At 71.1% G+C, this 20,641-nt stretch carries 20 protein-coding genes; 10 read left to right on the top strand and 10 right to left on the bottom strand.

The genetic code is table 11. The features are described from left to right. Nucleotides 1–190: 190 nt before the first annotated feature. On the bottom strand, nt 191–808 hold the full coding sequence (locus tag FHU13_RS25975) for a superoxide dismutase family protein (protein ID WP_183438719.1): 618 nt from the start codon (nt 806–808) through the stop codon (nt 191–193). Nucleotides 809–1,114: 306 nt separating this feature from the next. On the opposite strand from FHU13_RS25975, the gene FHU13_RS25970 reads away from it, so the two are divergent. The 3 genes from FHU13_RS25970 (at nt 1,115) to FHU13_RS25960 (ending at nt 3,684) form a co-directional block, all read left to right on the top strand. Continuing rightward, nucleotides 1,115–1,861: a TlyA family RNA methyltransferase gene (locus FHU13_RS25970; protein WP_183438713.1), complete on the top strand. Its 747-nt coding sequence runs from the start codon at nt 1,115–1,117 to the stop codon at nt 1,859–1,861. Then, nucleotides 1,854–3,167 carry a class I SAM-dependent RNA methyltransferase gene (locus FHU13_RS25965; RefSeq protein ID WP_183438712.1) on the top strand — a complete coding sequence of 438 codons (1,314 nt, stop codon included), beginning with the start codon at nt 1,854–1,856 and terminating at the stop codon, nt 3,165–3,167. Before FHU13_RS25970 ends, FHU13_RS25965 begins: the two co-directional genes overlap by 8 nt. A gap of 241 nt (nt 3,168–3,408) precedes the next feature. After that, nucleotides 3,409–3,684 (top strand): hypothetical protein, encoded by a 276-nt coding sequence (locus tag FHU13_RS25960; RefSeq protein WP_183438711.1) that lies wholly within the window; start codon nt 3,409–3,411, stop codon nt 3,682–3,684. Here the strand turns inward: FHU13_RS25960 and FHU13_RS25955 are convergent. Further along, nucleotides 3,641–4,960 (bottom strand): DUF563 domain-containing protein, encoded by a 1,320-nt coding sequence (locus FHU13_RS25955; protein WP_183438710.1) that lies wholly within the window; start codon nt 4,958–4,960, stop codon nt 3,641–3,643. The two genes, FHU13_RS25960 and FHU13_RS25955, sit on opposite strands and share 44 nt — an antisense overlap. Before the next feature lie 199 nt (nt 4,961–5,159). On the opposite strand from FHU13_RS25955, the gene FHU13_RS25950 reads away from it, so the two are divergent. After that, complete coding sequence (locus FHU13_RS25950) at nt 5,160–6,155, top strand: alginate O-acetyltransferase AlgX-related protein (RefSeq protein WP_183438709.1); 996 nt, start codon at nt 5,160–5,162, stop codon at nt 6,153–6,155. A 13-nt stretch (nt 6,156–6,168) separates the two neighbouring features. Here the strand turns inward: FHU13_RS25950 and FHU13_RS25945 are convergent, their stop codons facing one another. Further along, the gene (locus FHU13_RS25945; RefSeq protein WP_183438718.1) at nt 6,169–6,921 is read right to left on the bottom strand and encodes an SOS response-associated peptidase; all 753 of its coding nucleotides are present in this window, start codon (nt 6,919–6,921) and stop codon (nt 6,169–6,171) included. 159 nt (nt 6,922–7,080) lie between these two features. Here FHU13_RS25945 and FHU13_RS25940 point away from each other — a divergent pair, with 159 nt between their 5' ends. The 3 genes from FHU13_RS25940 to ada all read left to right on the top strand — a co-directional run bounded on the left by FHU13_RS25940 (nt 7,081) and on the right by ada (nt 10,677). Continuing rightward, entirely contained in the window at nt 7,081–8,301 is a 1,221-nt protein-coding gene (locus tag FHU13_RS25940; RefSeq protein ID WP_183438708.1) for a GNAT family N-acetyltransferase, read from the top strand. Then, entirely contained in the window at nt 8,298–9,455 is a 1,158-nt protein-coding gene (locus FHU13_RS25935; RefSeq protein ID WP_183438707.1) for a M20 aminoacylase family protein, read from the top strand. The genes FHU13_RS25940 and FHU13_RS25935 overlap by 4 nt, the downstream gene beginning before the upstream one ends. A gap of 136 nt (nt 9,456–9,591) precedes the next feature. Further along, on the top strand, nt 9,592–10,677 hold the full coding sequence (ada, locus tag FHU13_RS25930) for a bifunctional DNA-binding transcriptional regulator/O6-methylguanine-DNA methyltransferase Ada (RefSeq protein WP_183438706.1): 1,086 nt from the start codon (nt 9,592–9,594) through the stop codon (nt 10,675–10,677). Nucleotides 10,678–10,681: 4 nt separating this feature from the next. Here the strand turns inward: ada and FHU13_RS25925 are convergent, their stop codons facing one another. After that, on the bottom strand, nt 10,682–11,692 hold the full coding sequence (locus tag FHU13_RS25925; RefSeq protein ID WP_183438705.1) for a cation diffusion facilitator family transporter: 1,011 nt from the start codon (nt 11,690–11,692) through the stop codon (nt 10,682–10,684). A gap of 151 nt (nt 11,693–11,843) precedes the next feature. On the opposite strand from FHU13_RS25925, the gene FHU13_RS25920 reads away from it, so the two are divergent. Beyond that, the gene (locus FHU13_RS25920) at nt 11,844–12,272 is read left to right on the top strand and encodes an HIT family protein (RefSeq protein ID WP_183438704.1); all 429 of its coding nucleotides are present in this window, start codon (nt 11,844–11,846) and stop codon (nt 12,270–12,272) included. A 42-nt stretch (nt 12,273–12,314) separates the two neighbouring features. Here FHU13_RS25920 and FHU13_RS25915 read toward each other — a convergent pair whose 3' ends face one another. From FHU13_RS25915 to FHU13_RS25890, 6 genes are all read right to left on the bottom strand, one after another. Then, nucleotides 12,315–12,713 (bottom strand): PilZ domain-containing protein, encoded by a 399-nt coding sequence (locus FHU13_RS25915; protein ID WP_183438703.1) that lies wholly within the window; start codon nt 12,711–12,713, stop codon nt 12,315–12,317. An 82-nt stretch (nt 12,714–12,795) separates the two neighbouring features. Beyond that, nucleotides 12,796–13,044: a hypothetical protein gene (locus FHU13_RS25910; protein ID WP_183438702.1), complete on the bottom strand. Its 249-nt coding sequence runs from the start codon at nt 13,042–13,044 to the stop codon at nt 12,796–12,798. A 106-nt stretch (nt 13,045–13,150) separates the two neighbouring features. Continuing rightward, nucleotides 13,151–15,040, bottom strand: a complete 1,890-nt coding sequence (locus FHU13_RS25905; RefSeq protein WP_183438701.1) for a glycoside hydrolase family 15 protein — start codon at nt 15,038–15,040, stop codon at nt 13,151–13,153. Nucleotides 15,041–15,225: 185 nt separating this feature from the next. Then, nucleotides 15,226–16,392: an N-acetylglucosamine-6-phosphate deacetylase gene (gene nagA, locus FHU13_RS25900; RefSeq protein WP_183438700.1), complete on the bottom strand. Its 1,167-nt coding sequence runs from the start codon at nt 16,390–16,392 to the stop codon at nt 15,226–15,228. 97 nt (nt 16,393–16,489) lie between these two features. Further along, nucleotides 16,490–17,503 (bottom strand): SIS domain-containing protein, encoded by a 1,014-nt coding sequence (locus FHU13_RS25895; RefSeq protein ID WP_183438699.1) that lies wholly within the window; start codon nt 17,501–17,503, stop codon nt 16,490–16,492. Further along, the gene (locus tag FHU13_RS25890) at nt 17,500–18,387 is read right to left on the bottom strand and encodes an N-acetylmuramic acid 6-phosphate etherase (protein WP_183438698.1); all 888 of its coding nucleotides are present in this window, start codon (nt 18,385–18,387) and stop codon (nt 17,500–17,502) included. The genes FHU13_RS25895 and FHU13_RS25890 overlap by 4 nt, the downstream gene beginning before the upstream one ends. 275 nt (nt 18,388–18,662) lie before the next feature. Between FHU13_RS25890 and FHU13_RS25885 the strand changes: the two genes are divergently transcribed. Both FHU13_RS25885 and FHU13_RS25880 read left to right on the top strand, forming a co-directional pair. After that, nucleotides 18,663–19,490 carry an endonuclease/exonuclease/phosphatase family protein gene (locus FHU13_RS25885; protein WP_183438697.1) on the top strand — a complete coding sequence of 276 codons (828 nt, stop codon included), beginning with the start codon at nt 18,663–18,665 and terminating at the stop codon, nt 19,488–19,490. A 79-nt stretch (nt 19,491–19,569) separates the two neighbouring features. Beyond that, on the top strand, nt 19,570–20,637 hold the full coding sequence (locus tag FHU13_RS25880; protein ID WP_183438696.1) for an asparaginase: 1,068 nt from the start codon (nt 19,570–19,572) through the stop codon (nt 20,635–20,637). The last annotated feature ends 4 nt before the right edge of the window (nt 20,638–20,641 follow it).

The raw sequence follows: 20,641 nt of genomic DNA, 5'->3' as shown, positions 1-20,641 counted from the left end.
CTGTACCAGGATCACGACAAGCCGGAGAAGATGTACGCCGAGGCCGGTCTCGATGCCGAGGGCATCCTCAAAGCCGTCCGCGCCGCCCTGCCGGAGAAGGCGATGCAGCACGAGGGCAGCGTCGTGAACCTGAAGCGGTAGCCGCGCACGGAGCCCTCCCCCGCAAAGGGGGAGGGTGAACGGTCGCGATCTACTTGATCACCGCGCAGCCGATCCGCTGCCCCGCCCCGCCGATGGGCTGGCTCGTGTGGTCGTCCTCGTTGGCGTGGATGATCAGCGCCGAGCCGTCGCCGTCGCGCAGGCCCCCCTCGCCGGTCAGCGGGGTCTCGCTCGAGACTTCCGCGTTCACCGAGCCGTCGGCGTTGACGTAGACATTGGGCAGATCGCCCTCGTCCGGACCGTCGGGGTTGAGCAGGCCGTGCTTGCTCTGGTCGTGGTTCACGTGCGCCTTCGACTTCTCGAACTTTTCGGTATCCGAGCAATCGCCGACGGCGTGGAAATGGATTCCGTGCCAGCCCGGAGGCAGGCCGCCGGCCCCGATCGTCACCCGCATCACGAGGGAGTTCGCCCCGTCGCGGATCATGATCTTGCCGATGGTCTCACCCTTACCGTTGGTGATCCCGCTCTCGTAGGTCTGCGGCGCGCCAGCAGCCTCCGTCTTGGCGGGTGTCGGCTCCTTCGGGGCCTCCTTGGCTTCTTGCGCGAAGGCAGACCCGGCGAGGCCCGCGAGCAGGGCCGCGGCCAAGGGGACGGCCAAGGAGACGGTCTTGGGAATGCATCGAATGGCAGGCGTCGTGGCCCCTCGCATGATGGCACCTCTCATGAACTGACTCACTCCGTTGCTCCCCGGCGGTCCCGTCCGGCACCGTGCCGCCGCTTGAGGCGGTGCGGAATCCGGGCTACCGCGGCCGGTGGATGTCGCATCGCTCTGTTCGAACACGCCGGCACGCGCCGTCTCAGGCGATGCTGTAGGTAACGCGACGCGGCACGTTTCGACAGGGGACGGACTGATCCGTCTCGATCACTTGAGCGTCGTCCCGAAAAGCAGTTGTCGGCTTTTGGGGAAAGACGGCGGTCTCGGCTGAAGCTGGGCGGTTTTCGGAAGGGAGACCCCATGACGGGCGAGCGGCTGCGGGCCGACCGTTTCCTGGTCGAGCGCGGGCATTTTCGCAGCCGTGCGCAGGCGCGGGCGGCGATCGAGGCCGGCCTTGTCCGCGCCGACGGCTGCCTCGTCACGCGCCCTTCGGATCCTATCGGCGGGGGCGCGCGGATCGAGGCCTCAGCCCCCCATCCCTACGTCTCCCGCGGCGGCCTCAAGCTCGCCGCGGCGCTCGACGCCTTCGGGCTCGATCCCGCGGGCCTGACTTGCCTCGATGTCGGCGCCTCGACCGGCGGCTTCACCGACGTGCTGCTGCGGCGCGGTGCCGCCCATATCCACGCTGTCGATGTCGGCCGCGACCAGCTCGACGCGTCCTTGCGCGCCGACCCACGGGTCACCAGCCTGGAGGGCACCGACATCCGCGCCCTCTCTCCCGGCACGATCCGGCCCGCGCCGGGTCTCGCCACCATTGACGTGAGCTTCATCGGCCTGCGGCTGGTCCTTCCGGCGGTCGCGGCGCAGCTCGCCGAGGACGCGGCCATCGCCGCGCTGATCAAGCCGCAATTCGAGGCCGGCCGCGAGCGGGTCGGACGCGGCGGCATCGTGCGCGATGCAGAGGTTCACGCCGAGGTCTGCGAGGGCGTGCGCGCCGTGCTCGTCGGCCTCGGATTCACCGTGTCGGGACCGATCCCCTCCCCGATCGAGGGCGGTGACGGCAACCGCGAGTTTCTGGTCGCCGCGAGGCGTTCCTCTCATGATTGATCCCATGTCCGACGCTGCCGAACACAATCCGGTCGAAGAGACCCTGACCATCGCCCGGCTCGGCGCCCGCGGCGACGGGCTTACCGAGGGCGGGCTGCCGGTGCCCGGCGCCCTGCCCGGCGAGCGCGTGCGGGTGCATCGCGGCGACCGCGTCAGTACGCTGATCGCCGTGGAGGAGGCGTCGCCGGAGCGGATCGCGCCGTTCTGCCCGTATTTCTCGGCCTGCGGCGGCTGCGCCGTGCAGCACCTCGCCCCCGCCCCTTACGCGGAGTGGAAGCGCGGCATCGTTGCCGGGGCGCTGGGGCAGGCCCGCATCGCGACCACGCTGATGCCGCTCCTCGACGCGCAGGGAGAGGGCCGGCGGCGGATCACCCTGCATGTGCGCGAGATCGAGGGCCGGGCGCGGGCCGGGCTGATGGCCGCGCGCAGCCATGCGCTGGTGCCGATCGACCATTGCCCGATCACCGTTCCGGGCCTGCACCGGGCGCCGGCCGTCGCAGAGGCGCTGGCTGCCCCGCTCGGGCACGGCCGCAAGCCGCTCGACATCGCCGCCACCGCCACCGCGACCGGCCTCGACATGGACATCCGCGGCCACGGGCAGGTGAGCGAGGGCGTCCGCGGCGTCCTCACCCGGCTTGCCGGCGAACTCGACCTCGCCCGTCTGTCGATCCACGGCGACGTGGTGGTCGAGCGCCGCTCGCCGGCTGTCGGCGAGGGCCCGGCCCGGCGCGTGCCCCCACCCGGCAGCTTCCTCCAGGCGACGCAGGCCGGCGAGGCGACCCTGACCGCCCTGGTGCTGGAGGCCATGGACGAGGGCAAGGCCAAGGTGCGGCGCGTCGGCGACCTGTTCTGCGGCAGCGGTCCCTTCGCCCTAACGCTCGCTGCGGGGGGGCGCGAGGTCCACGCCGCCGAGGGCGAGGCCGCGGCGATCACCGCCCTCACCCGCGCCTACCGGGCCGGGGCCGGCTTTGCCCGGATCACGGCGGAGGCCCGCGACCTGTTCCGCCGCCCCCTGCTCGGGCCGGAACTCGACGCGCTCGACGCCGTGGTGTTCGACCCGCCCCGCGCCGGGGCCGAGGCGCAGGTACGCCGGATCGCGGAATCGAAGGTGCCCCTCGTGGTCGGTGTCGCCTGCGACCCCGGCACCTTCGCCCGCGATGCCGCGACCCTGATCGCCGGCGGCTACCGGCTGGAGCGGGTCACGCCGGTCGATCAGTTCGCGTGGTCGGCCCATGTCGAACTGGTTGGGGTGTTCCGCAAGGAGGCGCGCAAGCCGGCGGGAAGGACACTGCGGCGCCCGCGTTAGAGCATCGTCCCGAAAGGTGGCCACCGGCTTTCGGAAAAAGACGATGCAAAACAAAATGTCCCAAAACCCCGGACTCCCTTTCCGGACGCTTCCCGGACACCGCGACGCACAACACAGTGCGTCGCCGCACGTTGCGACGCAGCATGGCGACCCATTTCCTGCATGACGGATCGCGGAACTCCGCGCAGGCTTCGGAGCCACGCATCTGGCACACCACAGGCTCTTGTCAGGAACAACGATCATGACAACCCGGCTTTCCCGCTCCACCGTCTTTGCTGCCCCCTTCGTCGCGCTCGGACTCATGGCCGGCGGTGCAATCGCCCAGACGGATGCACCGTCGCCGACGGTGAGTCTCGGCTACACGGCGGCCCCGTTCGGCGGGCAGAGCTACGCCGTCGCCCCGCAGCGGCCGCACACGGTGATGGGTGCGCCCGGCGGCATCGAGTGGAACGCTTCCGAGACGACCGGCTCCGTCACGGAGCGTCCGGACCAGGCACCGCGCGCCGGGCGCCGCTGAACCGGGCCGGATCGGCCGCCGCGAGCGCGGCCATCAGTTCGGTGGGCTCTACCGAAAAGTCGTGCAGGTGCGCGGGCCAGTCCGGGGGAACCGCTGAGCCCGACCCCGGGGGGACCCGCGGCCCGAAGACCGCACGATAGCTCTCGCCGCGGACCGCGGCGAGCTCGGCATAGAACGGATCCTCCCAACCTTCCGGCACGAGGTGAAGGATTGGCGTGCCGGGCCGGCAGAAGACCGTGTTGGCCATGCCCGCCCCGGCGATGCCGACCACGATCTCGGCGGCCGAGAACCGCACTGCCTGCTGCCGCACGCTGGTGAGCTCGGGATCGAAAGCCTCGAAGCCGAGGCCGCGCAGCACGGCGAGCACCGCCTCGCGGTTGGCGAGGCCCCGGCCCCGCCCTGGATGCCGGTCCACGAACAGGCGACGGCCCCGCCCGGCGAGCCGCTGTATCCCGAACACTGCGCGCGGCAAGCGGGTTCTCGCGCGCACCTGCCGGGTGAGGAAGCTCAGCGCGTGCGGCGACTTGCCCGTGCTCGGCAGGCTGCACGGCGTGGCGTGGTGCAGGCAGGCGAAGTGGTAGGTCTTGTACCGGTCGAGGAAGCGGATCGAGACGCCGCTTCGGCGGCCCATCAGGAGCTGGATCGAGCGTCGCCGCGCGGCGTCGATATGCGGGAAGTACGACACCAGCACCAAGGTGACCGGCACCCCTGGATGGTGCGCGCGCAGCCCGTCGAGCGCGCGCAGGCGGGGCAGGTCGTCGATCAGCCAGTGGCCGTAATTGAACGAGCCCGCCGAGTTGAGAAGGAAGGCAAGGCCCGGCTCCGCGATGGACTCGTCCACCTGCAGGAAATCGGGGCCGGGGCCGGGCACGACGTGCCGCTCCTGCGGCCGGTAAGTCTCGAACAGCACCTGCGGCCGTCCATCCGCGACATGGAACAGGGCGTTGCCCGCGAGCCGGACGTCGCGGGTCTCGCACAGGAGCGAGGGTGGCCCGGGCGGACGCGGCGCCGCCAGCGCGGCGCCCTGCTTCTCGCGGAAGGCGGCGCTGCCGCCGAACAGGCGCGGCGGCTCGGGATCATGGGCGGGAAAGCCGGGAAAGACCTCGCCGACCACTCGGGTATGCCGGCTCACCCGTCCCCGCAGCCGGTCGAGCAGGGCGGCATCGCCGGCAAAGCCTCCGTCGCGGTAGAGGCGCTCGGCCTCGCAGGTGAGGACGAGGTTGTCCTCGATCAGCCGCGCATGCGCCGCGGCCTCGTCCGCTCCGGTCTCGTTCAAGCCTGCTCCTCGCGGATCCCGCCCTGAAACCCGTCCGCTCAAGGGAATCGCAACACCGCTAGCATATCGCCGCGGGCCAAGTCCGACGTATATCCCCGCGCCCGGCCGCATTTGCCTCGGAGCCGCCGGGGCCTGTAGAGCCTCGGCCCGCCCGCGCGTTCGGCATCGGCGAGGATGGTTGAGGAAGGGCGGGACTTTCGTGTCGGACACGGCCACCGATCACATCCATATCGGCAAGGACGGCTGGCTCTTCGTCGTCGCCGGCAGCAACAACGTCATCGCGCAGTTCAACGCGTCGGGCTTCATGGCCCACCAGACCGAGCTGTGGCGCCAGCGCATCGCCGCCCGCGCCGTTCGGGCGCGCGGGCTCGGCATCGCCTACCACCACGTCGTCGTCCCGGAAAAACTCAGCGTCTACGACAATGTCCTGGACGGGATCGCGGTCGATCCCCGCCTCTCCCCGGCCCGCCGCCTGATCCGCGGCCTGCCGCGCCGCCGCTGGTTCTCGCGGCTGAAGGGATGGCTCCGGGAATGGCCCACGACGCGCGTCCTGCGGCGGACCTGCATCGACCTCGTCGAGCCGATGCGGGCGGCGCGCGGAGGCGAGGACCTGTTCTATCGCACCGATAGCCACTGGACCTTCGCCGGCTGCCACCTCGCCTACAGAGAGATCTGCCGCGCGCTGCGGGCCGAGCCCTGCCCGGATTTGGCCGAGCGTGGTTTCCGCGAGACCGAGATCTCCGGTGACCTCGGAGGGCGCTTCGATCCGCCCCGCACGGAGCGGACCCGGATCCATGAACTCCAGCGCGATGCGGTGCGTCGCTACGCCAGCCCGATCGTGGCGCTGCGGGAGGCGGCGGGCCGCGCGGACACGCTCCATGTCGGCTCGCACGTGATCTACGGCAACGCCGCCGCGCGGGACCCGCGCCGCCTCGTCCTCTTCGGCGATTCCTATTCGCACTTCGCGCCGCTGATGCTCACCATCATGCTGGCCGAGACGTTCGCCGAGGTGCACTTCGTCTGGAGCACCTCGGTGGATTGGTCCTACGTGGAACGGGTTCGACCCGACATCCTGCTGACCGAGATCGCCGAACGCTTCATGTTCCGCGTCCCCGACGACCGCTTCGACCTGGAGGACTACGCTGCCGAACGGTTCGAGGCGGAGTTGGCCGGGGGAAGCGGCGAGGCGGCCTGAGCGGGACGGTGGGTCAGAACAGCTCGCCCTGCACGGCTTCCGTCTTCGCCGGGGCCGTCCGGCCCGCGGGCGGATTGGAGGTCACCGGCTCGGGCAGCGCGGCATCGTCGTTGCGAACGCTGTTGACGCGCTCGCTGACGGGATCGAGCCGCAGCCACGCGTCGGGACAGGGCCGGCAGAGGCGGGCCGCCTCGGGCGCATCCACCGCCGCGTCGAGCCACGGGCCGACCGCCTCCGGTGCCAGGATCGCCGGCATCCGCTCGTGGATCGCGCTGAGGGTGCCGTTGGCCAAGCAGGTGACGATGGCGGCGGTGTCGACCTCCGAGCCGTCCGCTCCCATCCAGGGCTCCCACAGGCCGGCGAGCGCCATCGGCGCGCCGTCGGCCCTGCGCACGGCAAACGGCGTCTTCGTCGCGGCCATTTTGGTTGCACTCTTGCCCTCTCCGTCGCGACGCCACTCGTAGAAGCCGTCGGCGAGGAACACGCAGCGGCGATGGCGCAGCGCCCCGCGAAAGGCCGGCTTCTCGGCGGCCGTCTCGATCCGGGCGTTGAACAGGACGGGAAAGTCCGACGGGTCCTTGAGCCAACCCGGCCACAGGCCCCAGCGCATCAGCCTGAAATGCCGCTCGCCCTGCTCCCGCACCACCACGGGCACCGGCTGGGTCGGGGCCACGTTGAAACGGCCTGGAAAATTCGGCTGCTCGGAATAGCCGTAGAAGGCGCGGTAGACCTCCGGCGGCTGACCGATGAAGAAGCGCCCGCACATGTCTCCGATATGGGCGCGCGGCGGATGCCGGATCAAGCGGCGCGGGCGCCCGAGTCACAGCGACGGTCGGCCCCCGCCGCACCGGACCCCGTTTTGTCGCGCCTCGCATGTGCCGATCCGGTATCCACTTCCGGGCGCGGGCGCTCTACCTTGGCGCCCATGACCACCCCCGCGACGGCGAACGCTCCCGAGCCCGTCCTGCAGGTGCGCGCCGTGCCGGGCATGGCCCGGTTCGACGCGGCCGAGTGGGACGCCTGCGCCACCTCTGCCGAGACCCTCGGGGCCGGCGACGAGACCTTCAACCCGTTCACCTCCCACGCCTTCCTCTCGGCGCTGGAGGAGGCGGGCTGCGTCTCCCGCCGCACCGGCTGGCTGCCGCTGCATGTCCGCGTCGAGCGTGAGGGCCGGCTCGTCGGCGCGGCGCCCTGCTACCTGAAATCCCACAGCCAGGGCGAGTACGTGTTCGACCACGGCTGGGCCGATGCCTACGAGCGGGCCGGCGGCAGCTACTATCCCAAGCTCCAAGTGAGCGTGCCCTTCACGCCCGTGACGGGGCCACGCTTCCTCATCGCGCCCGGCGAGGATCCCGACACCGCCGCGGCGGCCATCGTCGCGGGGCTGCGGGCCCTGCGGGCCGAGACGGAGGCCTCCTCGATCCACGTCACCTTCATGCGCGAGCGGGAGGCCGAGCAGGCGGAGGCGCTCGGAATGCTGCCGCGCATGGACCAGCAGTTCCACTGGGAGAACGAGGGTTACGCGGGCTTCGATGACTTTCTCGAAGCGCTCGCCTCGCGCAAGCGCAAGGCGATCAAGCGCGAGCGGCGGGAGGCCATGAGCCAGGGGATCACGGTCGAGCACAAGACCGGCGCCGACATCTCGGAAGCCGATTGGGACGCCTTCTACGCGTTCTATCAGGACACCAGCGCCCGCAAATGGGGCCGGCCCTACCTCAACCGCAGATTCTTCTCGCTGATCGGCGAGCGGATGCCCGAGCGCATCCTGCTCGTCATTGCCAAGAATGCGGGTCGGCCGATCGCCGGCGCTATCAACTTCATCGGTGATACGGCGCTCTACGGCCGCAATTGGGGCTGCCTCGAGGATCACCCCTTCCTTCATTTCGAGGTCTGCTACTATCAGGCCATCGACTTCGCGATTCATCGCCGGCTGAAGCGGGTCGAGGCCGGTGCCCAGGGCGAGCATAAGATCGCCCGCGGCTACCGCCCGGTGCCGATGCACTCGGCCCACGACATCGCCGACCCGGCGCTGGCCCGTGCCGTCGCCGATTATCTGCAGCGGGAGCGGGGTCACGTGCGCGCGGCCATGGCCGAGTACGCGGCGATGTCACCCTTCCGCCGGACCTGCGAGGACGCCAGCGAATGAATACGATCGACCGCATCCGCACCTACGCCGACGAGTTGACCGCCCTGCGGCGGGATCTCCACGCCCATCCCGAGATCGGCTTCGAGGAGGTCCGCACCTCGGGCATCGTTGCCGAGCAGCTGGAAAAATTCGGCATCGAGGTCCATCGGGGTCTCGGCAAGACCGGCGTGGTCGGCGTGCTGCAGGGGCGGCCGGGCTCCCGCCGGATCGGGTTACGCGCCGAAATGGACGCCCTGCCGATCACGGAAGAGACCAACCTCCCCTACCGCTCCACCGTGCCGGGAAGGATGCATGCTTGCGGGCATGATGGGCACACCACCATGCTCATCGGCGCTGCCCGCTACCTCGCCGAGACGCGGGATTTCGATGGGACCGCCGTGTTCGTGTTCCAGCCGGCGGAGGAGGGACTGGGCGGCGCCCGCGCCATGATCGCCGACGGTCTCTTCGAAAAATTCCCGGTCGATGAGATCTACGCGATCCACAACGCGCCGCACGGCCCCCACGGCGTGCTCCAGGTGCGGCCCGGCCCGATCATGGCGGCGGCCGATTTCTTCGATATCCGCATCACCGGCCGCGGCGCGCACGCGGCGATGCCGCACCAGGGCATCGACCCGATCGTGGTCGCTACGGGCCTCGCCCAAGCGATGCAGTCGATCGTCAGCCGCAACAGCAACCCGCTCAAATCCGCGGTGGTCTCGATCACGCAGATCCATGCGGGCGCGGCCTACAACGTCATCCCCGAGGGCGCGCATCTCGCCGGCACCGTGCGCACCTTCGATGCGGAGCTGCGCAAGCTGATCGCGACCCGCATCCGCGAATTGGCGGCGGGCTTCGCCGCGGCCTACGGCGCCACCATCGAGGTGGATCTGCGCGACGTCTTTTCCGTGCTCGACAATCATCCCGCGCAGGCCGCGGCCGCCGCCGAGATCGCCACGGAGCTGTTCGGGCCTGACAAGGTCGAGGCCAACACCGTGCCGCGCATGGGCAGCGAGGACTTCGCCGACATGGTCGCGGCGGTGCCCGGCGCCTATGCTTGGCTCGGCGCCACGCCGGGGCCGGGCCTGCACAATGCGAGCTTCGACTTCGACGACAGCCTGATCCCGCTCGGCGCGGCCTACTTGGCGCGGATGGTGGAGCGGCGCGCGGCGGCGTGAAAACTACTATCCCTCTCTCCCCGCGTGCGGAGAGAGGGCACTTGCGACGGCATCGGGATTTGACCGCAAGGGACGGGATGCGCCCCCCACGCTGATCCGTCAGGATCAAGGCATCCCCCTTCTCCCGGAGGAGCCCATGCTCGCCGAACCCGAAATCGTTCCGCCTCATGAGGCGCCGCTCACCGAGGCCGAGATGCGCGCCGCGGTCGCCGCGCGCGATGCCGGCTTCGACGGGTGCTTCGTCTACGCGGTGCGCTCCACGGGCGTCTATTGCCGGCCGGGCTGCCCGTCGCGGGCGGCGCGCCCGGAAAACCTCTCCTTCCATGCCGGTCCGGCTGAAGCGGAAGCCGCCGGCTTCCGACCCTGCCGTCGCTGCCGGCCGGACGCGCCCGCCTTGTCCGAGCGGCAGGCGCAAACGATCACCCGCGCCTGCCGGCTGATCGAGGCGGCGGAGACGCCGCCTTCCCTCGACGCCCTCGCCCGTGCGTCGGGCTTGAGCCCGTTCCACTTCCACCGGATCTTCAAGGCCGTGACCGGGGTGACACCGGCGGCCTATGCGCAGGCTCACCGCGCGGCCCGCGCCGCCGACAGCCTCGCGGAGGGGAAAAGCGTAACCGAGAGCATTTACGCGGCGGGGTACGGTGCGCCGAGCCGGTTCTACGCGGACGGTGCGGAGCGGCTCGGCATGAGCCCGTCGGCCTATCGCAAGGGCGGCGCGGGCGAGCGGATCGCGTTCGCAACCGGCCCCTGCGCCCTGGGGCTCGTCCTGGTGGCGGCCACGGAGCGCGGCATCTGTGCAATCCTCCTCGGAGACGATGCCGACGCGCTTCGAAGCGATCTGGCGGCGCGCTTTCCCAAGGCGGACCTCACGGAGGGCGATGCGGATTTCGCGGCGACGGTGGCCGACGTCGTGCGCCTCGTCGCGGCACCGGGGGGCGCCTTCGAGTTGCCGCTCGACATCGGCGGTACCGCCTTCCAGCAGCGGGTGTGGCAGGCCCTGCGTCGCATCCCGGCCGGCACCACCGCCACCTATGCCGAGATCGCCCGCGCCATCGGCGAGCCGGCAGCGGTGCGGGCTGTGGCCATGGCCTGCGGTGCCAACGCGCTGGCCGTGGCGATTCCCTGCCATCGGGTGGTGCGATCGGACGGGGCGCTCTCGGGCTACCGCTGGGGCACGGCGCGCAAGACGGCTCTGCTCGCCCGTGAGGGGGTGAAGCGGTAGTTCCTCACGCCGGCACGGCCGATCCGGGCGGGGCTGCCTCAGGGCCGGTAGGCGCGTCGGTCGGCGCATGCCCCGCGGCGTACGCCTTCCTTGCCTGGATTTCGATGAAGACGCGGGTGACGTTGCGGCTCTGCGCCTTGATGCGCTGCTCCAGCCGCGCCACAGTCCGCTCGACCTCGCCCGCGGGCATGTCGTCGGCGAAGTCGAGGCTCAGGTTCACCAAGATGTCGGACGGGCCGAGATGCTGGGTCAGCACCTCGTTGACGTGCTGCACGGCGCCCTCCTCCCGCACCGCCGCCTGGATCGTGCGCACCACCTCCGGGTCGGCGGCCTCGCCGATCAGCAGACCGTGTGTCTCGATCATCAGAAAGATCGACATCCCGATCAGCACGAGGCCGATGCCGATCGAGGCCCAGCCGTCGAGCGCCGGCTTGTCGAGGACGTGAGCAAGCACCACGCCGGACAGGGCGATGACGAGGCCGATCAGCGCGGCGACATCTTCCACAAGGATCGTAAAGAGCGCCGGGTCCTTGCTTCGCTGGATCGCGGTGATGGCGCTGCGCCGGCCTTTCTCGGCCCAGAACGCCTTGAGCGCCACGAGGCAGGAATAACCCTCCGCCAGGATCGCGAAGCCGAGGATCGAGACGTTGACCCAGAAGCCGGGCAGGTGGAGGCCAAACACGGTCGAGTCGGTGATGGGCTCGGGATGCTCGATCTTGTGGGCGCCCTCGTAGATCGCGAAGATGCCGCCGCCGAGAAAGATGAACAGGGCGACGATGAAGGCGTAGAAATACACCTCGCGTCCGTAGCCGAAGGGATGCTTGGCATCCGACGGTTTCTTCGCCCGCTTCAGGCCGACCAGCAGGAGGAGCTGGTTGGCGGTGTCCACCAGCGAGTGCGCGCCCTCGGCCAGCATCGCCGTCGATCCGGTGAGGAAGGCGCCGACAAACTTCGCTGCCGCGATGGCGAGGTTGGCGCCTGCTGCCGTGTAGATCGCACTCGTGCTCTCGGCCATGGTCCGCTCCCTGCGGCGCAGGCTTCCATCGCGTGCCGCCGTCACGGGGTCGTCAACGCCGCCGGAGCGGTCGAGTTCAGGATGCCGGGCAAGGTTGCTGGGACGAGGCGGCCCGTGCAACCTACCGCCCGTTTCTGCGAGGAACCGCGCGATGCCCCCCTACGATCCGGACAACATCTTCGGAAAGATCCTGCGCGGGGAGATTCCCGCCCACAAGGTCTACGAGGATGAGCACAGCCTCGCCTTCATGGACGTGATGCCCCAGGGCGAGGGCCATACCCTGGTGATCCCGAAGGTGCCCTCGCGCGGTCTGCTCGACGCCGAGCCGCAGACGCTCGCTGCGCTGATCGGGACGGTGCAGCGGGTCGGGCGTGCGGTGAAGGCGGCCTTTGGCGCAGACGGGCTGACGCTGTTCCAGTACAACGAGCCGGCCGGTGGGCAGACGGTGTTCCACCTGCACTTCCACCTCGTGCCGCGCCACGACGGCGTGCCGCTGAAGCGCCACGAGGGTGGCATGGCCGACAACGCCGTGCTGGCCGAGCACGCCGCGCGCATCCGGGCGGCGCTGGACCAGGGCTGACCCGGTCCCGCGGCGTCCGCTCGCTCCCTCGCCTCAGGCGAGCTACGTTCCGCTTGCCGACCCGGTTCCCATGGTGGCGATCACGGAGCGCAGACCGGCATTCTCGGCTTCCAACTCGGCGATCCGGCGCAGCAGGACGGCGATCGACGGGTCGGCCGCCGGAGCGGGCTCGGCGGCTGCGGGCTTCTGCGCCTCCACGAAGGCGACGCCCACGGCTCCGTCCCGGCGCCAGCGCAGCGTCGAGCGGAGCGTCGCATCCTTCTGCTGGATATAGAGGTCGAAGACCTCCGGCAGGGTGCTGGTCTCGCTCAGCTCCAGGCGGGCACCCGCCTCCGACAGGTCGCGGATGAGGCAGTCCATGGTGGACGCACCCTTGTTGAAGAGAATCCGTCCCTTCAGAAACGTCCGCTTGCGAGCCTCCTGGCGCTTCTCGCTGATCATGATCGGTCTCCGGCCCCTCCGACGGCTCGACCTGTCTGGCACGCCGGCCGTTAAGGAATGCTCGACAAGATTGCGCACGCGCTCACGACCTGTCGGCCGACCGCCTCGTCCCAGCCTCGTCGAGGCATTGGAACAGGTAGAAGCCGTTGAAGCGCACGGCGGTCGCCGCAGCGCGGTCGTCGAAGCCGGGGGGAGGGCTCGCGCTACCGTCGATGCGCCCGCCGAAGGTCCAGCGGCGCCCGCCGACAAAGCGCGGCACGGCGCAGCTCTCCGGCACAGCGCAGAAGAGCGCTTCCCTGCCGCGGCGACGGAACAGGTTGTAGCTTCGCATCGGATCGCCTCCGCATCGCCGCGCTCTCGAGCTGAGAGTTAACCCGACAATCGGTCCGGTTTGTGTCAATCCGCGCGGATCAGGCCGCGCGGATCAGGCTGGCTGATCATGCCGGGACCGCATCGGGCTCCGCCCGGCAATCCGGCTCGTCGGTCGGGGTCCCGCCGTCGCTGGCCGCGGCGAGGCGGACGGCGTGGTTGATCACCGCCATGTGGGTGAAGCCCTGGGGCACGTTCCCGCGTTGCTCGCCCGATTCCGCATCGATCTCTTCGGCGAACAGACCGAGGTCGTTGCCCCGCGCCAGCAGCCGCTCGAACAGGGCGGTCGCCTCATCGTTGCGGCCGGCCAGCGCCAGACAGCCGGCCCGCCAGAAGGCACAGGCGGTGAAGGTCGCCTCCTTGCCCTCCAGCCCGTCATCGATCCGGTAGCGGTAGAGGAGGTCACCCGCTCCGAGTTCCTCGCCGACCCGTGCCAGGGTGTTCTCGACGCGCGGGTCGTGCGGGTCGAAGGCGTCGAACAGCACGGCGCGCAGCACCGCCGCGTCGAGGTCGTCCGACCCGTAGGCCATGGTGTAGGCGCCGCGCGCCGCGTTCCAGCCGTGCGCGTGGTACTCCGTTCGGATCTCGGCGGCGGCCCGCTCCCATCTCTCGATCGTGGCCGCGTCGGCGAGCCGGTGCTTCGGATCGGCGCGGGCCATCCGAACGGCGCGGTCGAGGCCGACCCAGAGCATCGCTTTGGTGTGGAGGCTCTGGAGCTTCTCCGTGCGCATCTCCCACAGGCCGTGGTCGGGCGCGTGGCGAGCGCGAAAGATGTGGTCGGTGAGATGGCCGAGCGCCTCCGGCAGGTGGTCGTTGACCTTGACCGGCGGGTCGTATTCCACCGCCTCCAGGTAGCCGTGGAGCGCCACCAGGAACTCGCCGTAGATGTCATATTGCTCCTGATCCGCCGCTGCATTGCCGATCCTGACAGGGCCGATGCCGCGCCAGCCGCACAGGTGGCCGAGGGTCTGCTCCGGCGGCACCGCACCGTCGAGGGCGAACATCAGGTGGAGGTCGCGGCCCCGGCTCGTGTCGGCCTCGCGCAGGAAGCGCAGGAACTCAGCGGCTTCGCGTTGGTAGCCGAGATTGACGAAGGCGGTGACGGTGAAGCTCGCGTCCCGCATCCAGACGTAGCGGTAATCGTAGTTGCGATTGCCCGGCACCGCCTCGGGCAACCCCGCGGTCGCGGCCGCGACGATGCCGCCCGAGCGGCCGTGCGTGAGAAGCTTGAGGGTCAGGGCGCTGCGCAGGACGGTCTCGCGGTAGGGCCCCTCGTAGGTGCAGCGGCTCGACCATTCCTCCCAGTAGGCCCGCGTCGCGGCGAGCGAGGCGTCGACCGCGCCGGGCAACCTCTCCGCCGCTCCGTCCTCCTCGGCCTCGCCGTGGGCGATGACGAGATCGGCGCGTCCGCCGGCAGCCAGCGCGAAGGCGCCTTCCGCGGCATCGTCTCGGAGGGCGAGCGGCACGGCGCAGGCGGCACGGATCGCGTCGCCGCCGCCGCGGAAACGGACGCGAGCCTCGCTCTCCGCCGAAGCCTCGGTCGAGGCCCGGGCATAGTCGAAGGTCGGGCGTAAGAGCCAGTGGCCGGAGACGCGGCCCGAAACGCAGGCGAGGCGGCGTACCACTCGGCCCCGAGCGTCGCCGTCCGGCCCCTCCTCCGGCACGGCTTCGAGGGGATGGAGGGACATGAAATCGGTGAGCACCGCCCGGCCGGTGGCGGTGACGAAGGTGGTCTCGAGAATGTTGGTGCCGGGCAGGTAGCGGCGGCTGGTCCCGGACAGATCGTCGAGGACGAGGCGGCAGGATCCGCCGTGTTCGCAGTCGAGCAGGGCCAGGAACACCGCCGGCCCGTCGTGCCGGGGCCAGCACAGCCAGTCGAGGGAACCGTCGCGGGCGATGAGGGCCGTGGTGCAGGTATCGCCGATCACGGCGTAGTCGGCGATGGGTCTGTCCGTCACGGTCGCTCCCGTCGAGTGGCGCCGCGCCAACGTCCCGTGATGCGCAGGGTTCGCCCCTGCGACATCGGGAGACGAGGCTCGGAGGCCGTGGAGGACGACCGGAGGCCCGGCTCAGTAGCGGCGTGCGCCGCCTGTCATCAGCCGGCGCGGCTGATGATAGGCTCGGTGAGGGAGCGAGCCGCGGCTCAAGGGGCCTGTTCCCCGCCGATCCAGGTCGCGAGCACTTCCGTGTCGGCCGAGAGCGCGACGAGGTCCGCCGCGTAGCCGGGTGCGATTCGCCCGAGCCGGGTGTCGAGTCCGAGGAAGCGGGCCGGGGTCGGCGAGGCCATGGCCAGGGCCTCCTCAAGGGAGGCGCCGCCGCGCGTGCTCATGTGGCGCACGGCCTCCGCCATGGTGATCGCCGCACCCGCCAGGGTGCCGTCCTCGCCGGTGAGGCGGTCGCCGGTTCGGACGATGCGGCGACCGAACAGGGTGAAGGATGCGTCCGCGCGGGTATCGCCGACCGGCGGCATGGCATCGCTCACCAGCATCAGCCGGTCGCGCCCCTTGAGACGCAGCGCCAGCCGGAGCTGGTCGTCGCCGACATGGTGGCCGTCGGCGATGATCCCGGCGAAAGTCCCCGGCTCCGCGAAGGCGACCCCGACCGCGCCGGTCTCGCGCGGGCCGATCTGCGACATGGCGTTGAACAGGTGGGTGAAGCCGGTGAGCCCCTCCGCCAGCGCTGCCCGGATCGTCAGCCCCGCATCCGCCGTGTGCCCGGCGCAGACCCGGGCGCCGCGGGCGACGAGGGCGGCCACCGCGCCGGCCGGAACCCGCTCGGGGGCCAGCGTCACCAGGGTGATGCCGCGCTCGCCCAGGCCGGTCAGGAGATCGGCGTCGCCAGGTCCGAATGCCGCGAGCCGGGATGGGTCGTGGATGCCGATCCGCTGGGGGCTCAGGAACGGCCCTTCGAGGTGGATGCCGAGGATGCCGGGAACGCCCGCACCGATTGCCGCTGCGACGCCCTCGATGGCAGCCCGGATCGCGGGCCGCGTGTCGGTGATGAGGGTCGGCAGCAGGGCGGTGGTGCCGCCGCGCCGGTGCGCCGCCGCGATCCGCGCGATGCCGGCGATGCTGGAATCGTCGTTGAGCAGCACCCCGCCGCCGCCATTGACCTGAAGGTCGATGAAGCCCGGCGCCAGCACCGCGCCTGCCGGCAGCCGGACGAGGGGCACGCCCGCGGGCGGTTCGGCGGCGACGTCGGCGATCCGCCCGCCGCTCAGCACGACGACGCGACCGCGCAGCATCCGCTCGCCATCGAAGACGCGGTCTGAGCAGATCGCCTGATTACATGGTGATCCCAAAGGGATCATCCCTTTGGCGGGGTGCCGGGGCAGCGCCCCGGCATTCTTCCAGGGCTCCGCCCTGGACCCGCGAAAAGGCTCGCCTTTTCGAAATCCGGACCCTTCATCACAGCGTCTCCGTGACCTTGGTGAGGCCGGTCGGCTTGTCCGGGTCGAGGCCGCGGCGGCGGGCCTCCGCCTCGATGGCGCGGTAGGCCGGCACCAGCATGGCGATGGGATCGCAGGCCGGATGGCCGTCGCCGAGCCAGGGGAGCGTGCCGAGGGGGCCACCGCAGGCATGGACCCGCAGGCCGTCCCGGGTGAGATCGCGCACGAGATCGTCCACGCCTTCGGCCAGCGGATCGGCCTGGCGCAGGGCCAGGACCGGCGTCGCGGCGGAGACGGAGGCGCGCGGGCCGTGACGCAGCTCCGCCGCCGAGTAGCCGAGCGCGGGCAGACGTAGGGTCTCGGCGAGCTTGAGCGCGATCTCGCGCAAGGGTCCGAGCCCATGGCCGCGCCCGGTGACGAAGGCCGCCGGTGCGGCAGCGAGGTCGGCGCTCCAGGTGGACCAGTCGAGGGCGAGCGCCTGTCTCAGCCGCTCCGGCAGGGCGGATAGGCCCTGTTCCAGCGCCCGGTCGCCGGCCCAGGCGGCCACCAGGGCGGCGCCCACGATCCCTGAGTTCGTCACCGTCTTGGTGGCGGCGACCGCCTGCTCCGCCCCGGCGAGGATCGGCAGGACGAGGTCGCTCGCCCGCGCGGCCGGGGAGTCGGGATCGTTGACGAGGGCAAGCGTCAGCGCGCCGCCGGCCCGCGCGGCTTCCGTCGCCGCGACGAGATCGGGCGAGCGGCCCGATTGCGAGATCACGATGAAGAGCGCGCCCGCAACCTTCGGTGGACGGTCATAGCCCGTCACCACCGAGGGCGCGGCGGCCGAGACCGGCAGGCCGAGCCGGGTCTCGATCAGGTAGCGCAGATGCACACCGGCATGGCCCGAGCTGCCCCGCCCGCACACGACCACGAAGGGGAAGCTCCTGGCGCTCAGCGTCGCGCCGATCCGAGCCGCCTCACCCGCCGCCAGCACCGCTTCGGCGGCTGCGGGGATCTCGGCGATCTCCCGCGCCATGAAGGTCGTCGTGCTCATGATTGTCCCGCCTCACGAAGCGCGCGGCGCAGGTTGCCGTCGTGGCGCAGGAGCAGGTCCGCCGCCCGCGCCGGGCTCAGGCCCCCCGCGATCAGCACCGCGCGCTTGATGTCGCCCTCGGCCCGCCCCAGGGCGTCGGCGGCGGCCTCCGCCGGGCAGCGGGCAAGTTCGGAGACCATGGCGACGCCGCGGGCGCGCAGTTTCCGGTTGGTCGCCCGCATCGCCACCATCCGCCCGCGATAGACCCGGCCGAGCCGGATCATCACCAAGGTCGAGAACAGGTTCAGGATCACCTTCTGCGCCGTGCCCGCCTTCATCCGGGTGGAGCCGGCCAGCACCTCGGCCCCCGTGGCGGCGAGGATGCCGTGGGCGGCCTCGCGCAGGATCGGCGCCTCGGGGTTGTTGCTGATGCCGACGGTGACGGCGCCGCGGGTGCGGGCGACCTTCAGTGCCTCGACGGTGAAGGGCGTCGAGCCGCTGGCGGCCAGCCCCACCACCACGTCGCGGGGGCCGATCCCGGCATGGGCGATCCAGGCGGCGCCATCGGCGCCGGAATCCTCCGCATCCTCCACGGCGCGCAGCAGGGCGCCCTCCCCGCCGGCGATGGCGAAGCCGAGCTGCGCCTCCGGCCAGTCGAAGGTCGGCGGCAATTCCGCCCCGTCCTGCACGCCGATCCGGGCGGAGGTGCCGGCCCCGACATAGATCAGCCGTCCGCCCTCCCGCAGGCCCGGCTCGGCGGCCCGCGCGGCCGCATCGATCGCCGGCAGGGCTGGCCCCACTGCCGCGACCGCCGCGAGCTGGCCCTCCCAGAGCGCCTGGAGGATGTCGAGCCCGGGCCAGGCGTCGAGGTCGACGTAGCGGGCGCTGGCGTCCTCGGTTCTCATGCCCCGCACGCTCCTTGCCGCGCTCCCTGGCGCGCCCGTCTCATCCGCATCTTGGTCATCAACTCCCGTCTTCGGCACTACGTCGCGCGCCTCGCCTGTTCGAAAGAGGTCATCACCGGTGCGGTTCCGCCGGGAGCGGAAAACGACCCTCGGCGCGGTTTTGCCGCGCGGCCCTCGGCTTGATCAGGGATCGGTTGGCCGGTCCCGGCGTTCGACTGGCGCGCCGCTCCGGTTCTCTGCAGGGGACGTGCTGCAATCCGGCCGGGGGAGAGGGCGTGCAACACGGACAGATCGAAGAGCGTACCGGGGAAAAGTCGGAGGTCCCGGCGATCAAGCCGGCCTCGGTGGGATCGCGGCGCTTGCGCCTGCTCACCTACAACATCCGTCACTGCCGCGGCACCGACGGGCGGGTCGCGCCGGAGCGGGTCGCGCGGGTGATCGCCGCGCTGGAGCCCGACATCGTCGCCCTGCAGGAGGTCGATGTCGGGCGCAAGCGCACCGAAGGTCTGGATCAGGCCGAGGAGATTGCCCGGCTCATTGGAATGTTTGCGCATTTCCACCCGGCCCTGCACGTTGAGGAGGAGCGCTACGGCGACGCCGTGCTCACCCACCTGCCGTCGCGGCTCAAGCGCGCCGGCCCCCTGCCTGGGCTGCTGCGGCGCCCCGGCCTGGAGCCAAGGGGGGCGCTGTGGGTCGAGGTGACGGCGGGCGCAAGCAAGCTTCAGGTGCTCACCACCCATTGCGGGCTGCTCGGGGCGGAGCGCGTCGCCCAGGCCAAGGCATTGCTCGGGCCCGACTGGCTCGGCGATCCGGCCTGCCACGCGCCGACGGTGCTGCTCGGCGACTTCAACGCCACGGGCTGGTCGCGAGCCTACCGCCGGCTGAGCGGACGCCTCACCGATGCGCGGCGGCTCACGGGGGAACGGCGCTGGCGGCGCGGCGGCGCGACCTTCCCGAGCCGCTTCCCCCTGCTGCGCGTTGACCATGTCTTCGTGAGCGAGCGCGTCGCCGTCGAGCGCATCGCGGTGGTGGACACGCCGCTGGCGCGGCAGGCATCCGACCATCTGCCGGTTCTGGCGGAGATCCGGATCGAGCCGGGTTGAGGGTTTTCGCGCGCACGCGCATGGTCTTCCGCAGGCCGGCCCGACGACCGGCCGTGTACGGGAGAGGATGCGCCGCGCGATGACGAAGACGACCGGACACCTGACCGCTCTCGGTCTCGCCGCCTTGACCGCGCTCACGGCCGGGCCGGCGCGTGCGGAGCCGCCGCGGATCGCCGTGGTCGCGACCGGTGGCACCATCGCGATGAAGCTGGATCCCACGACCCACGCGCCGGTTCCGGCCCTGTCCGGCGAAGATCTCGTCGCGGCGGTGCCCCGGCTGAAGGACATCGCCACGATCGAGGTCACCGAGTTCAGCAACGTGCCGAGCGACTATATGGGCCCGGACCGCTGGCCGGCACTGGCCCGCCGGCTCGACACGCTGCTGGCCGATCCCGGCATCCGCGGGGCGATTGTCCTGCACGGGACCGACACCCTCGACCAGACTGCCTACTTCCTCGACCTGACCCTGAAGAGCGACAAGCCGGTGGTACTGGTAGGCGCCCAGCGCAACGCCTCCGACGCGGATGCCGACGGCCCGCGCAACCTCCTCAACGCCGCCCGTCAGATCCTGGCCGAGGGCGCGGTGGGCCAGGGCGTGACGGTGACGCTCAACCATCGCATCAACGCGGCCCGCGAGGTGCGCAAGACCCACACCAGCAACGTCGAAACCTTCAATTCGGGGGAAGCCGGTATCCTCGGATACGTGGACGAGGACCGTGTCGTGTTCAGCCGCCGTTCCCTGCGTCGCCAAACCCTGCCGCTGCCGGAGCGTATGCCCCGGGTCGATCTCGTGGCGATGTATGCCGGCGCGGACGGCTCGCAGGTACGGCACGCGGCCGAGAGCGGCGCCGAAGCGATCGTGGTCGAGGCCTATGGCTGGGGCAACGTCAACGCCGAGATGCACGATGCCATCGCCGATGTCATCGCCAGGGGCGTGCCGGTGATCGTGGCGACCAAGGTCCATGACGGCCGCGCCCTGCCGGTCTACGGCTTCAAGGGCGGCGGCAACACCTTGCGCAAGGCCGGAGCGGTGTTCGCGGGCGACCTCACGCCGGACAAGGCGCGCATCCTCACCCTGCTGGCCCTGCCCGCCGGCAAAGAGGCGCGCAAGGACCAGGCGGCTCTGCAGGCGGTATTCGACAAGTAGCGGT

It is taken from the genome of Methylobacterium sp. R2-1, assembly GCF_014191355.1.
Taxonomy (GTDB): Bacteria; Pseudomonadota; Alphaproteobacteria; order Rhizobiales; family Beijerinckiaceae; genus Methylobacterium.
This window is presented reverse-complemented; position numbering and strand designations above follow the sequence as displayed.